Below are 12,964 nucleotides of genomic sequence, written 5' to 3'. Positions count from 1 at the left end.
CCTGTCTTGCTTGGCTTGCGCGCGCACCCGGTCTAAGGCGCGCGACGAAATGGCAGCTAACCCTGAAGTCACCCAGTCCGTCACTGCGCTCGTCATGGCGGGCAAGCGTTCGGGCGCGCTCGACCCGCTGGCCGAAGCGGCGGGCGTTGCGCAAAAGGCGGTCGTGCCGGTCAACGGCGTGCCGATGATCGAACGCGTCGTGGCGCAGGTCGCCGCCTGCCCGCAGGTGGCCGCGATCTGCATCGTCGCGCACGACAGGGACGAGATCGCGTCGATCCCGCTCATCGCCGGGCTGATGGAGGAAGGCCGGCTCGCCTTCGCCGAAGGCCGGTTCAACATCGTCGACAGCGTGCTTTCGGGCGCGGAAGGCGTCGATTTCCCGCTCCTCATCACCACTGCCGACAATTGCCTCGTCACGCCGGAGGGCTATTCGGAATTCATCGGGAAATGCCTCGCCGAGGACGCACAGGGCGCCGCGGGGCTCGCCACGCGCGAGGCGGTGCAGGAAGCCGACCCGATCGGGCAGAAGCGGTTCTACGAATTTTCCGACGGCGGCTATTCCAACTGCAACATGTACTGGATCGGCAGCCGCCAGGCGCTCGCCGCCGCCGAGATCATGCGCGAAGGCGGGCAGTTCGTGAAATATCCCGGCCGCATCATCAAGGCGTTCGGGCTGATGAACCTCATCCGGTTCCGGCTCGGCTGGGGGTCCAAGGAAAAGCTGTTCGCCCAGATCTCGCGCCGGTTCGGGTTCAAGCTGGTGCCGGTCGTGCTGTCGGACGGCCATTACGCGATCGACGTCGACAACGAACGCACGCTCAACGTGACCGAGAAGATCCTGAAGCGCCGCGAGGGTGATCGGAGCGGGGGCAAACCCGCGGCGTGAGCCGTGCGCGCCCCGTGATCAGGATGCGATGAAGCGCCTCTTCGCCAATATCGGCTGGCTTCTGGGCGGGCGCGGTTTCAACGCCGCGATGAGCCTCGTCTACATCTATCTCGCCACCAATGCACTGGGGATCGAAAGCTTCGGCCATTTCGCGATCATCGTCGCGCTGGGCCAGACGGTGACGGGCCTCGCCAATTTCCAGACCTGGCAGTTCATCGTGCGCTGGGGGGCGAACGGACGCAATGGCGATGGCGAGCCGGTGATGGACCCCGCCAAGGCGGTCGAGGCGACCGGCTTCGCGATCGCGCTCGACCTGCTTTCGGTGGTGATGGGAACCGTGGTCGCTGCGATCCTCGTCTACACCGCGCCGCTCTGGCTGCCGCTGCCGGAGGACCTCTTGTGGGTCGCTTTCGGTTACTGCGTCGTCTCGCTGGCCGCGATCCGCACCACGCCGACGGGCCTTTTGCGGCTGCGATTCCGCTATGCGAGCGCGACTGCGGCCGAGGCGGTGCAGCCGGCCATCCGGGCGGGCGGCGCGGTGCTGGCATGGTTCCTGATGCCCGACGTCCTGGGTTTCATCCTCGCCTGGGCGGCGGCCGAAGTCGCTGTCGCCGTCGCGCTGTGGATCGTCGCCGCGCGCGATGAACCGATCGATCTTTCGGCGCTCAGCCTCACCCGCATCCCGGCGCGCCATCCCGATGCGTGGCGGTTCGTGTGGTCGACCAACATGTCGGGCACGCTGAATATCGCGGGCAAGCAGGTGATCATCCTGTTGGTCGGGACCTTCGGCGGGGCGGCGCTGGCGGGCGGTTTCAGGGTCGCGGCGCAATTGGGACAGGCGCTGGTGACGCTCGCCCAGACGATTTCCAAGGCGATCCTGCCCGAACTCGTCCATGACGAGGAGAACGCGCTGGAAATAGCCCGGCGCATGGCGAACATCGCGGTGATCGCGGGGGTTATCGCGGTCGTGACCGCGCTGCTCGGCGGGCGCTGGGCGCTTGCGACGATCGCGGAGGAGGATTTCAGCGCGTTCTACTGGGCGATGGTGATCCTGAGCATCGCGGGCGCGGTCGAACTGGTCGGGGCGAGCCTTGAATCGCTGCTGGTCTCGGCCGGGCGCGCGGGCACGGCCTTTCTCGTGCGCGCGGTCCCGACCGTGCTGTCGCTTGTCCTGCTCGATGTCGCGATAGACTGGAACGGGGCCAAGGGCGCGGCTTTCGCCGTGCTGGGGGCGAGCAGCCTTGCCGTGATCGGCTTCTACGTCGCGATCCTCAACCTGCGCGAAATCCGCATCCTTGTCGGCGAAACGGCGGATGAAGGCAGCGACGGACCCGGGGATGCGGCTGCCCGAGGATCGGGGTCGGGGGCGGAACCGGACGACGCGCGGCCCCGCCCCTGACGGGTCACGCTTCGTCTTCGCTCCAGGCGAGCTTGGGCTTTCTTGCCGCCGCCGTTTCATCGAGCCTGCGGCGGGGCGCGTAATAGGGCGCGTGCTTCAGCGTCTCGTCGCCCGCCTTGGCGCGCTCGACGAGGCTGCGCAGCGCGGCGATGAACTGGTCGATGTTCGCCTTGCTCTCGGTCTCGGTCGGCTCGACCAGCATCGCGCCGTGGACCACCAGCGGGAAATAGACCGTCATCGGGTGGAAGCCCTCGTCGATCAGCCCCTTGGCAAGATCGAGCGTCGACAGGTCGCCGCCGAAATCGCGGTCCCCGAACAGCGCCTCGTGCATGCACGGGCCGCTGCCCGCAAAGGGTGCGTGGAGGATGTCCTCCATCGAACGCAGGATGTAATTGGCATTCAGCACCGCATCTTCGGCCACCTGTTTCAGCCCGTCCGCGCCATGGCTGAGCATGTAGGTGAGCGCGCGGGTGAACATGCCCATCTGGCCATGGAACGCCGTCATCCGGCCGAAGCTGGGGCCGCGTTCCTCGCGGTTTTCTTCCTCGACGAGGTAATAGTTCTCGCCGTCCTTCTTGACGAAGGGGAGCGGCGCATAGGGCGCGAGCGCTTCGGAAAAGACGACCGGACCAGAGCCCGGCCCGCCGCCGCCATGCGGGGTCGAGAAGGTCTTGTGCAGGTTGATGTGCATCGCATCGACGCCGAGGTCGCCCGGGCGCACCCTGCCGACGATGGCGTTGAAGTTCGCCCCGTCGCAATAGACATATCCGCCCGCAGCGTGGACCGCATCGGCGATTTCGCGGAAGTCCTTTTCGAACAGGCCGCAGGTGTTCGGATTGGTGATCATCACCGCGGCGACGTCACTGCCCCCTTCCCCGCCCTTGCCGAGCCGCTCCTTGATCTTGGCGAGGTCGACACGGCCTTCGGCGGTCGCGGGAATGTCCTCGACCCGGTAACCGGCAAAGGCGGCGGTGGCAGGATTGGTGCCGTGCGCGCTTTCGGGGACGAGCACGACCTCGCGCGCGTCGCCTCGCGCCTCATGCGCCGCGCGGATCGCGAGGATGCCGCACAATTCGCCATGCGCGCCCGCTTTGGGGCTCATCGCGACGCCGGGCATTCCGGTGAGCTTGCACAACCATTCGCCCAGTTCGTGGATGACCTGCAGCGCGCCCTGTACGGTGGATTGCGGGGCGAGCGGGTGGATGTCGGCGAAACCGGGCAGGCGCGCGACCTTTTCATTGAGGCGCGGATTGTGCTTCATCGTGCACGAACCCAGCGGGAAGAAGCCGAGGTCGATGCCGTAGTTCTGGCGGCTGAGGCGCGTGTAATGGCGCACCGTTTCCGGTTCGGTCAGGCCGACGAGGCCGATCGGCTCGCTGCGCTCGAACCCGCCGAGTCGGGTCTTTGCATCGGGGTCCGCTTCGGGCAGGTCGACGCCGGTCACCTCGGCATGGCCGATCTCGAACAGCAGCGGTTCCTCGAGCATCAGCGCGCGGTTGCCGGTCGTGGTCGAGGGGCCGTTGTGCATCCCGTCTTCGGCGACTTCCATCACGGGCTTCCAGCCGGACTTGTTGGGGGCGTTCATCACACGGTCTCCTTGACGAGAGCTTCGAGTTCGGTGGCGAGGGTCTCGATATCCTCTTCGGTCGTCATCTCCGTCACCGCGACGAGCAGCGCGTGTTCGAGCGCCTCGACGCCGGGATAGAGCCGCCCGAGCGAGACCCCGCCGAGCACGCCGCGGTCCGCGAGGTCGCGCACGATCTCGCGGGCGGGCTTGCCGCCGAGCATCAGGGTGAATTCGTTGAAGAAGCTGCTGTTGAGCACCTCGACGCCGGGCACCTGCGCCAGCCTGTCGGCGGCAAGGCAGGCGAGGCGGTGGTTTTCCGCCGCCAGTTCACGCAGGCCCTTTTCCCCGAGCAGCGTCATGTGGACGTTGAAGGCGAGCGCGCACAGCCCGGAATTGGTGCAGATGTTGCTCGTCGCCTTTTCGCGGCGGATATGCTGTTCGCGGGTCGAAAGCGTGAGGACGAAACCGCGCCTGCCTTCGGCATCGGTGGTCTCGCCGCACAGCCGCCCCGGCATCTGGCGGACATGTTTCGGATCGCGCACGGCGAAGAGGCCGAGATAGGGCCCGCCGAACTGCAGGCCGACGCCGATCGACTGGCCTTCGCCGACCACGATGTCCGCGCCCATTTCGCCGGGCGAACGGATCGCCCCCAGCGCCACCGGCTCGGTGTTGACCGCGACCAGCAGCGCGCCCTTTTCATGCGCGGCCTCGGCCACTTTCGAGAGGTCAGAAATCCGCCCCAGAATGTCGGGATATTGCACGACGACGCAGGCGGTGTCCTCGTCGATGCGCGCGATCAGGCCGTCGAGATCGGCCTCGGGCGCGATCGCGGGCGCGCTGTCGGCGATCTCGTCGCCGGTGAACTGGGCCATGGTCTTGACGACCTGCGCATAATGCGGGTGGAGCGCGCCCGACAGGACCGCGCGATTGCGCTTGGTCACGCGGGTTGCCATGGCGACCGCCTCCCAGCACGCGGTCGATCCGTCATAGAGAGAGGCGTTCGCAACCGCGCAGCCATAAAGCCGCGCGACCTGCGTCTGGAATTCGAACAGCATCTGCAGCGTGCCCTGCGCGATTTCCGGCTGGTAGGGCGTGTAGGCGGTGAGGAATTCGCCGCGCTGGATCACCGTGTCGACGCTGGCCGGGACATGGTGTCGATAGGCCCCTGCCCCCAGGAAGAACGGCGCATCGCCTGCCGCCAGGTTCTTCGCCGCGCGGGCCTTCATGTGGCGTTCGACCGCCATCTCGCTCGCATGCATCGGCAGGTCGCGGATCGGCCCGTCGAGCTGCGCCACGGCAGGCACGTCGACGAACAGGTCGTCGATCGATTTCGCGCCGATCTTGGCCAGCATTTCGCTGCGGTCAGTGTCGGTGAGAGGAAGGTAACGCATGATCGTTCGGCCCTGTTGAATGGAGAGGTGGGCGGGTGGAGAAGCTACGCAATCGGCTCCTCAAAGGTTGGCGAGAAATTCCTTGTAGGCGTCCTCGTCCATCAGCCCTTCGAGCTCGCCTTCGTCGGCGACGTTGACGCGGAAGAACCAGCCGTCGTCCTCGGGGCTGGAATTGACGAGGCCGGGTTCGTCCTCGAGCGTGGAGTTGATCTCGGTCACCTCGCCGCTGATCGGCGCGTAGACATCGCTCGCCGCCTTGACGGATTCGACGACGGCGGCTTCCTTGCCCTTCTCGACCTCGTCGCCGACAGTCGGCAGTTCGACAAAGACGATGTCGCCCAGCTGATCCTGGGCATATTCGGTGATGCCGATCGTGGCGCTGTCGCCTTCGACATCGATCCATTCATGTTCATCGGTGAAGTAACGCGGCATCGATCAGCTCCCTCGGTAATAGCGATGCGGGACAAAGGGCATGGGTGAGACTTTCGCGGGCAGGCGCTTGTTCCTGACCTCGATTTCGAGCGCCGTTCCCTCGGCGGCGTATTCCGCGCCGACATAGGCCATGGCGATGGGGCGCTGAAGCGTGGGCGAAAATCCGCCGCTGGTGACTTTCCCGACGAGTTCGTCGCCTGCATAGACCGGGGCGCCTTCGCGGGCGGGCATCCGGCCTTCGACCAACAGGCCGACGCGGGTGCTGGCGCAACCATCGCCCAGCTTCACCGCGCAGGCCTGGTGGCCCATCCAGCCGCCCGTCTCGCGGCGCTTCTTCGACAGGGCAAAGCCAAGGCCCGCGCTGACCGGATCGATCTCGGTGGTGAGGTCGTGGCCGTAGAGCGGCAGTCCCGCTTCGAGGCGGAGGGAATCGCGCGCGCCCAGTCCGGCGGGCTTGACCCGGTCATCGGCAGTGAGCGCATCGGCGAGCTTTTCGGCATGGTCGGCATGGACCGAGATCTCGAACCCGTCCTCGCCGGTATAGCCCGCGCGGGCGATCCATAGCGGCGTGCCGTCCCAGTCGAACGAGCGCGCGCGCATGAAGGTGAGCTCACCCGCGCCGGGGACGAGCGCATCGAGCACCTCGGCCGCCTTCGGTCCCTGCAGCGCAAGCAGCGCCTGGTCCTCGTAATGGGTGAGCGTGATCTCGTCGGGCAGGTGTTCGCGCAGATGGGCGATGTCGTCCCACTTCACCGCGCCGTTGACGACCAGCGCGATATGCGGCCCGGCATTGGTGATCATGAGGTCGTCGATGATGCCGCCCGCCTCGGTCAGCAACAGCGAATAGCGCATCCGCCCTTCGCCGAGCGAGGTGACCGCACCCGGCACCAGCTTTTCCAGTTCGGCCGCCGCGTTCTCGCCGGAGATGGACAGCTGGCCCATGTGCGAGACGTCGAACAGGCTCGCGCTCTGCCGGGTCCATTCGTGCTCGGCGACGATCCCTTCATACTGGATCGGCATTTCATAGCCCGCAAAGGGGACCATGCGCGCACCATGGCCGCGGTGCCACGCATCGAGCGGCAGAGTGCCGAGAGGCTGTTCTTCAGGAGTGTCGTCGTCGCTCAAATCACGTCCCCGTCAGTGGCAGGTCGGCGAACGCCTCAAGGCGCGCCCATGTTCCTGCCCCCTCTGTCGGGAAACCTGAGAGCTTAGCGATGCGCCCGCCCCGATAAGCCCGGACAGGCGCGCCGCATTCCCCTTCGGTGGTGCCGACACGAATGCGCCGACACGCTTTCCAGAGTGCCCATGCCTGTCCGCGGTCCTTTGGCCTGAGAGTTTCCGGGGCGGTTGCTCCTTCGGCGCCATGCCCCTTCGCCTTGCGGCGTCAGGGGCCAGTCTCTCCCGCGAAAGACGCCGGAATCGCTCCCGGCAGGCAGATGTCATGTTGCGCATGCGAAGAGTTTGGTCAATCGCCCACGCATCATTTCACGCTCCATTTTCGACCATGCGAAACATTGATGCGGATAAACGCCATTCTCAGTCGAGATTGGGCCTCAGCCAGCGCTCCGCAGTGGCCAGATCGACCCCGCGCCGCGCGGCGTAATCCTCGAGCTGGTCCTTGCCGATTCGCGCCACGCCGAAATAGGCGCTTTCCGGATGGGCGAAGTAGAAGCCCGAAACCGCCGCGGTCGGATACATGGCGAAACTTTCGGTGAGTTCGAGGCCCACGTTCTCCTCTGCCTTGAGCAGGTCGAACAGGATGGGTTTGAGCGAATGATCCGGGCAGGCGGGATAGCCGGGCGCAGGGCGAATGCCGCGATATTGCTCCTTGATGAGAGCCTCGTTCGTCAACTGCTCGCCCGGGGCATAGCCCCACAGATCGGTGCGGACATGCTGGTGGAGCCGTTCGGCGAAGGCCTCGGCGAACCGGTCCGCGAGCGCTTTTAGAAGGATGTCGGAATAATCGTCCTTGTCCTTCTGGAAGCGGGCGATGTGGGGGTCGATGCCGTGGATGCCGACCGCGAAGCCGCCGATCCAGTCGCCTTCGGAAGAGACGAAATCGGCAAGGCACATGTTCGGCCGCTCGCGGCTTTTCTTCACCTGCTGGCGCAGGAAGGGCAGGCGCACCTCGCCGCTGGAGCCATTGGCGCGCGCCGGATCGTGGATCGTGACGTCGTCGCCTTCACGAACGCACGGCCACAGGCCCGCGACGCCGCGCGCGGTTAGCCATTTTTCGGAGATGATTTTCTCCAGCATGGCGTCGGCATCGGCTTTCAGGCTGCGCGCGGTCTCGCCGACCACATCGTCGTCGAGGATCGCGGGATAATTGCCGTGCAGTTCCCAGGCGCGGAAGAAGGGCGTCCAATCGATGTATTCGGCAAGCTCGGCGAGGTCCCATTCGTCGAATACGTGAAGGCCGGGCTTTTGCGGTGCGATCGGCTTTTCCGGCGCGGGCGAGGCGAAGGCGTTGGCGCGCGCCTCGTCCAGCGAAAGCAGGTCGCTCTGACCCTTGTTCGCGCGCGCGTCGCGCACCTTCTCGTAATCGTTCGCCGTGTCCTCGACGAAGCCGTCGCGCTGCGTGTCCGACAGCAGCCGCGAGGCGACGCCGACCGCGCGGCTCGCGTCGAGCACGTGAATGACGGGGCCTTCATAGGCCGGGTCGATCTTCAGGGCGGTGTGGACCTTGCTGGTGGTCGCCCCGCCGATCAGGAGCGGCATCGTCATGCCGGCGCGCTGCATTTCCTCGGCGACGGTCACCATCTCGTCCAGCGACGGCGTGATGAGGCCCGACAGGCCGATCATGTCGGCCTTGTTGTCGTTGGCGGATTTGAGGATGTCGGACCACGGCACCATGACGCCAAGGTCGATCACGTCATATCCGTTGCACTGCAGGACGACGCCGACGATGTTCTTGCCGATATCGTGCACGTCGCCCTTGACCGTGGCCATGATGACCTTGCCCTTGGCCTTGCGCTCGGATTCGGGAAGGAGGTCCTTTTCCGCCTCGATATAGGGAATGAGATGGGCGACCGCCTTCTTCATGACGCGCGCGGATTTCACCACCTGCGGCAGGAACATCTTGCCGCTGCCGAACAGGTCGCCGACGACGTTCATGCCGTCCATCAGCGGGCCTTCGATCACCTCGATCGGGCGTCCGCCGCGCTGTTCGGTCGCCGCGCGCATTTCCTCGGTATCGTCGACGATATGCGCGTCGATCCCCTTGACCAGCGCGTGTTCGAGGCGTTTTTCGACCGCCCAGCCGCGCCATTCCTCGGCGGCCTTTTCATCCGCGACGCTCTTGCCCTTGTAGCTTTCGGCAAGGTCGATCAGCCGTTCGGTCGCGTCCGGACGGCGGGCGAGGATCACGTCCTCGCACGCATCGCGCAAGGTGGCGTCGATCTGGTCGTAGACGTCCAGTTGCCCCGCATTGACGATCGCCATGTCGAGCCCGGCGGGAATCGCGTGGTAGAGGAAGACCGAATGCATCGCCCGGCGCACGGTCTCGTTGCCGCGAAAGCTGAAGGAGAGGTTGGAGAGGCCGCCCGAGGTCTTGGCGTGGGGGCACTGTTCCTTGATTTCCTTCACCGCCTCGATGAAGTCCAATCCGTAGCGGTCGTGCTCCTCGATGCCGGTCGCGACGGCGAAGATGTTGGGGTCGAAGATGATGTCCTCTGGCGGGAACCCTTCCGCCACCAGCAGGTCGTAGGCGCGCTTGCAGATCTCGACCTTGCGCTGTTTAGTGTCCGCCTGTCCGACCTCGTCGAAGGCCATGACCACCACCGCCGCGCCATAGGCCATGCAGATGCGGGCATGTTCGAGAAAGGCTTCCTCACCCTCCTTCATGCTGATCGAATTGACGATCGGCTTGCCGGACACGCATTTCAGCCCGGCCTCGATCACGTGGAATTTCGAGCTGTCGATCATCACCGGAACGCGCGCGATGTCGGGTTCGGCGGCGATCAGCTTGAGGAAGGTCGTCATTGCCTCGACCGCGTCAAGGAGCCCTTCGTCCATGTTGACGTCGATCACCTGCGCGCCGTTTTCGACCTGCTGGCGCGCGACCTCGACGGCGGTCGCGTAATCGCCCGCCATGATGAGCTTCTTGAACCGGGCCGAGCCGGTCACATTGGTGCGCTCACCGATATTGATGAAGCGCGCGATCGAGCTTTGTTCGTTCATTGTCAGGCAGCAACCACGAAGGATTCGAGCCCCGCCAGCCGCATCGCGACCGCAGGGCTGGGAATGGAGCGGGGGGAGACGCCGTCGACCGCCTTCGCGATCGCGGCGATATGTTCGGGGGTCGACCCGCAGCATCCGCCCAGCACGTTGACCTGGCCGTTCTCCGCCCAGTCAGCGACCAGCCCCGCGGTCGTCTCGGGCGCCTCGTCATATTCGCCCAGCTCGTTGGGCAGGCCCGCATTGGGATAGACCATGAGCAGCGTGTCGGCGAGGCCCGAAAGCACCTTCACATGCGGGCGCAATTGCTCCGCGCCGAACGAACAGTTCAGCCCGATCGTCACAGGTTTCGCGTGCCGGACCGCATTCCAGAAGGCATCGACCGTGTGGCCCGAAAGGTTGCGGCCAGAAAGGTCGGTCAGGGTCATCGAGATCATCACGGGGACTTCGCGGCCCAGTTCGCGCTCGAGCTTTTTCACGGCCATCACGCCCGCCTTGGCGTTGAGCGTGTCGAACACGGTTTCGATCAGGATGAAATCGCAGCCCCCTTCCATCAGCGCGGCAGCCTGTTCGTGATAGACATCGACCAGTTCGTCGAAATCGATCTCGCGAAAACCGGGGTCCTCGACATCGGGGCTGAGCGAGAGCGTCTTGTTGGTCGGCCCGATCGCGCCTGCCACAAAGCGGGGGCGGCCATCCCGGCCCTCATATTCGTCGCACAATTCGCGCGCGATCCTGCCAGAGGCGACATTGATGTCGCGCACCTTGTCTTCGGCCTTGTAATCGGCCTGGCTGATGCGATTGGCGGAGAAGGTGTTGGTCGAAACCACGTCCGATCCCGCGTCGAGGTAATTGCGCGTGATGTCCGCGATCACGTCTGGCCGGGTCAGGGCGAGGATGTCGTTATTGCCCTTCTGGTCGGCGGAAAGGCCGAGATCGCCGGCATAATCCTCTTCGGCAAGCTTGCGGTTCTGGATCTGCGTCCCGAACGCGCCGTCCGATATAAGGACGCGCTTCGCCGCTTCGGCGAGGAAGGACTGGCGGGCCTTGCTTGGCTGGAGGCTCATGCGGCTTCTCCCGTGACGGCGGCTTCGGCCGCTTTTTCGCCGACCGGCCGCTTGCCCAGCATGTGGCAGATCGCATAGGCGAGATCGGGCCGGTTGAGCGTGTAGAAATGCAGGTTACGCACCCCGCCCGCGTAAAGACGGCGGCACAGTTCGGCGGCGACGGTCGCTGCGACGAGCTGGCGCGCGGCGGGCTTTTCGTCGAGCCCTTCGAACAGGCCGTCCATCCAGTCGGGTATGATCGCCCCGCAGGCGCCTGCGAATTTCCTCGCCGTGGCGACATTGGTGACCGGCAGGATGCCCGGGATCACCAGCTTGTCGATCCCGCTCGCGGCGAGCTTGTCGCGATATTCGAAGAACGTTTCGGGCGAGAAGAAGAACTGCGTGATCGCCCGGCTCGCGCCCGCATCGAGCTTGCGCTTCAGGTGGTCGATGCAGGCTTGCGGGCAATCGGCATCGGGATGCGTTTCGGGATAGGCCGCGACCGAAATGTCGAAATCGGCGATTTCCTTGAGCCCCTTCACCAGTTCGGCAGCGCCCGCATAACCTTCGGGATGCGGGGTGAAGGGCGCGCCCGGTTCGCCCGCATCGCCGCGCAGGGCGACGATGTGACGCACGCCCGCTTCCCAGTACTGCTCGGCGACTTCGCGGATTTCCGCCTTGGTCGCGCCGACACAGGTCAGGTGCGCCGCCGCCGGAAGGTGCGCTTCCTTGATGATGCGCGAGACCGTCGCATGGGTCCGCTCTCGCGTGGAGCCGCCCGCGCCGTAGGTGACCGACACGAATTCGGGCGCAAGCACCTTCAATTGTTGCACCGCGTCCCACAATTGCGCTTCCATCTTCTCGGTCTTGGGCGGGAAGAATTCGAAGCTAACGTCCACGTCTCCGGGCAGGCCGGAAAAAAGCGGCGTGTCGAGCGCGGTGCGGTGTTCGTGCAGCTGGTCGAGAGTGGGAGTCATGAATTTCGCCTTTTCGGGGGCTGGTTTCAGGATGAAGCGGCGACTTTGGCGGCGATGCCGGGGGGCTTGGGCGCCTCGCCCCGCGCCGCCTTGCCCTGACCGGCGCCGCGGCGGGTGCCGATCCAGACCTTCACGACGAGCTCGCCGCCCTCGAGCGCGACGGGATCCGTCGGCGCGAACCCGGCGGAGCGCAGCAGGCTCGCCATCTGCGCATCGGTGAAGCCGAGGCGGGCATGCTGGTGGCGGGTGCGAAGTTCCTCGCGGTCGTGGCTGGCGAAATCGACGATCGCGATTCGTCCGCCCGCGCGCGTCACCCGCGCCGCCTCGGCCAGCGGGAGAGCGGGTTCGGTCGCGAAATGGAGCACCTGGTGGAGCACCACCGTATCGAAGCTCGCCTCCTCGAAGGGAAGGTCGGCGAAATCGCCCTGGACGAGATCGACGCGGGCCGCGGGCAGGTGCTGCAGCTTGGCCCGTGCCACGCGCAGCATTTCGAGATTCTTGTCGAGCGCGACGATCCGTTCGGCGTGTTCGCCGAAAACCTCGGCGATGCGGCCCGTGCCCGTGCCGATGTCGAGCAGCGTGCCGAGCGGTGCCTCGCCGAGCGCGCCGAGCAGCGCCTGTTCGACCTTTTCATCGGGACTGTGAAGCGCGCGCAATTCATCCCATTCGCTGGCATGTCTGGCGAAATAGGAATGGGCGATCTCCTCGCGCGAGGATCGGATCGCGGCGAGCTTGCGGCGGTCGGCATCGCACTGGGCGGCGAAGTCGGCGTCCTCGGCCTCGGCCACGGCAAGCAGCGCGTCGAGCGCATCGATGACCGGCGCATCCACGCCTGCCCCGGCCCTGCTGCGCAGGAACACCCAGCTTCCCTCGCGGCGGCGTTCGGCAAGGCCGGCATCGCACAGGATCCCGACATGGCGCGAGACGCGCGGCTGGCTCTGCCCGAGCACCTGCGCCAGCTCGCCCACGGCCAGCTCCATTTCGGAGAGCAGCCGGGCGATGCGCAAGCGGGTCGGATCGGCAAGAGCCTTGAAGAGCGCGTCCATCTGCATCAGGACGAACCATATAAAGATATTTTTATATGTGTAAA

At 65.7% G+C, this 12,964-nt stretch carries 10 protein-coding genes and 1 riboswitch; of the genes, 2 read left to right on the top strand and 8 right to left on the bottom strand.

Annotation, left to right across the window (positions count from 1 at the left end; all coding sequences use genetic code 11):
- Positions 1-49: 49 nt before the first annotated feature.
- Together Ga0102493_RS03355 and Ga0102493_RS03350 are read left to right on the top strand one after the other, a co-directional pair.
- The gene (locus tag Ga0102493_RS03355; RefSeq protein WP_034906285.1) at positions 50-886 is read left to right on the top strand and encodes a glycosyltransferase family protein; all 837 of its coding nucleotides are present in this window, start codon (positions 50-52) and stop codon (positions 884-886) included.
- Positions 887-914: 28 nt separating this feature from the next.
- The gene (locus Ga0102493_RS03350) at positions 915-2,285 is read left to right on the top strand and encodes a lipopolysaccharide biosynthesis protein (RefSeq protein ID WP_051698405.1); all 1,371 of its coding nucleotides are present in this window, start codon (positions 915-917) and stop codon (positions 2,283-2,285) included.
- Positions 2,286-2,289: 4 nt separating this feature from the next.
- On the opposite strand, the gene gcvPB is transcribed toward Ga0102493_RS03350, so the two are convergent.
- From gcvPB to Ga0102493_RS03310, 8 genes are all read right to left on the bottom strand, one after another.
- Positions 2,290-3,834 (bottom strand): aminomethyl-transferring glycine dehydrogenase subunit GcvPB, encoded by a 1,545-nt coding sequence (gene gcvPB, locus Ga0102493_RS03345; RefSeq protein ID WP_034906457.1) that lies wholly within the window; start codon positions 3,832-3,834, stop codon positions 2,290-2,292.
- A gap of 35 nt (positions 3,835-3,869) precedes the next feature.
- On the bottom strand, positions 3,870-5,243 hold the full coding sequence (gene gcvPA / locus Ga0102493_RS03340; RefSeq protein ID WP_034906288.1) for an aminomethyl-transferring glycine dehydrogenase subunit GcvPA: 1,374 nt from the start codon (positions 5,241-5,243) through the stop codon (positions 3,870-3,872).
- A 60-nt stretch (positions 5,244-5,303) separates the two neighbouring features.
- Entirely contained in the window at positions 5,304-5,675 is a 372-nt protein-coding gene (gene gcvH / locus Ga0102493_RS03335) for a glycine cleavage system protein GcvH (RefSeq protein WP_034906290.1), read from the bottom strand.
- Between the two features lie 3 nt (positions 5,676-5,678).
- Complete coding sequence (gene gcvT / locus Ga0102493_RS03330; RefSeq protein ID WP_034906292.1) at positions 5,679-6,800, bottom strand: glycine cleavage system aminomethyltransferase GcvT; 1,122 nt, start codon at positions 6,798-6,800, stop codon at positions 5,679-5,681.
- Between the two features lie 181 nt (positions 6,801-6,981).
- Positions 6,982-7,089, bottom strand: a riboswitch (glycine riboswitch).
- Positions 7,090-7,211: 122 nt separating this feature from the next.
- Complete coding sequence (gene metH / locus Ga0102493_RS03325) at positions 7,212-9,854, bottom strand: methionine synthase (RefSeq protein WP_034906294.1); 2,643 nt, start codon at positions 9,852-9,854, stop codon at positions 7,212-7,214.
- 2 nt (positions 9,855-9,856) lie between these two features.
- Positions 9,857-10,918 carry a homocysteine S-methyltransferase family protein gene (locus Ga0102493_RS03320; RefSeq protein ID WP_034906297.1) on the bottom strand — a complete coding sequence of 354 codons (1,062 nt, stop codon included), beginning with the start codon at positions 10,916-10,918 and terminating at the stop codon, positions 9,857-9,859.
- On the bottom strand, positions 10,915-11,874 hold the full coding sequence (gene metF, locus Ga0102493_RS03315) for a methylenetetrahydrofolate reductase [NAD(P)H] (RefSeq protein WP_034906300.1): 960 nt from the start codon (positions 11,872-11,874) through the stop codon (positions 10,915-10,917). Before metF ends, Ga0102493_RS03320 begins: the two co-directional genes overlap by 4 nt.
- A gap of 26 nt (positions 11,875-11,900) precedes the next feature.
- On the bottom strand, positions 11,901-12,926 hold the full coding sequence (locus Ga0102493_RS03310; RefSeq protein WP_051698406.1) for an ArsR/SmtB family transcription factor: 1,026 nt from the start codon (positions 12,924-12,926) through the stop codon (positions 11,901-11,903).
- Positions 12,927-12,964: the final 38 nt, after the last annotated feature.

The sequence above is a fragment of the Erythrobacter litoralis genome (genome assembly GCF_001719165.1).
Taxonomy (GTDB): domain Bacteria; phylum Pseudomonadota; class Alphaproteobacteria; order Sphingomonadales; family Sphingomonadaceae; genus Erythrobacter; species Erythrobacter litoralis.
Note: the sequence above shows the minus strand (reverse complement) of the source record. Positions and strands in the feature narration are given on the sequence as shown.

Excerpts from the sequence above, each read along its gene's own strand:
- Ga0102493_RS03310 (WP_051698406.1), bottom strand. The coding sequence starts at position 12,926 with ATGCAGATGGACGCGCTCTTCAAGGCTCTTGCCGATCCGACCCGCTTG.
- Ga0102493_RS03350 (WP_051698405.1), top strand. The coding sequence starts at position 915 with ATGAAGCGCCTCTTCGCCAATATCGGCTGGCTTCTGGGCGGGCGCGGT.
- Ga0102493_RS03320 (WP_034906297.1), bottom strand. The coding sequence starts at position 10,918 with ATGAGCCTCCAGCCAAGCAAGGCCCGCCAGTCCTTCCTCGCCGAAGCG.
- gcvH (WP_034906290.1), bottom strand. The coding sequence starts at position 5,675 with ATGCCGCGTTACTTCACCGATGAACATGAATGGATCGATGTCGAAGGC.
- gcvPA (WP_034906288.1), bottom strand. The coding sequence starts at position 5,243 with ATGCGTTACCTTCCTCTCACCGACACTGACCGCAGCGAAATGCTGGCC.
- metF (WP_034906300.1), bottom strand. The coding sequence starts at position 11,874 with ATGACTCCCACTCTCGACCAGCTGCACGAACACCGCACCGCGCTCGAC.
- Ga0102493_RS03355 (WP_034906285.1), top strand. The coding sequence starts at position 50 with ATGGCAGCTAACCCTGAAGTCACCCAGTCCGTCACTGCGCTCGTCATG.
- metH (WP_034906294.1), bottom strand. The coding sequence starts at position 9,854 with ATGAACGAACAAAGCTCGATCGCGCGCTTCATCAATATCGGTGAGCGC.
- gcvPB (WP_034906457.1), bottom strand. The coding sequence starts at position 3,834 with ATGGAAGTCGCCGAAGACGGGATGCACAACGGCCCCTCGACCACGACC.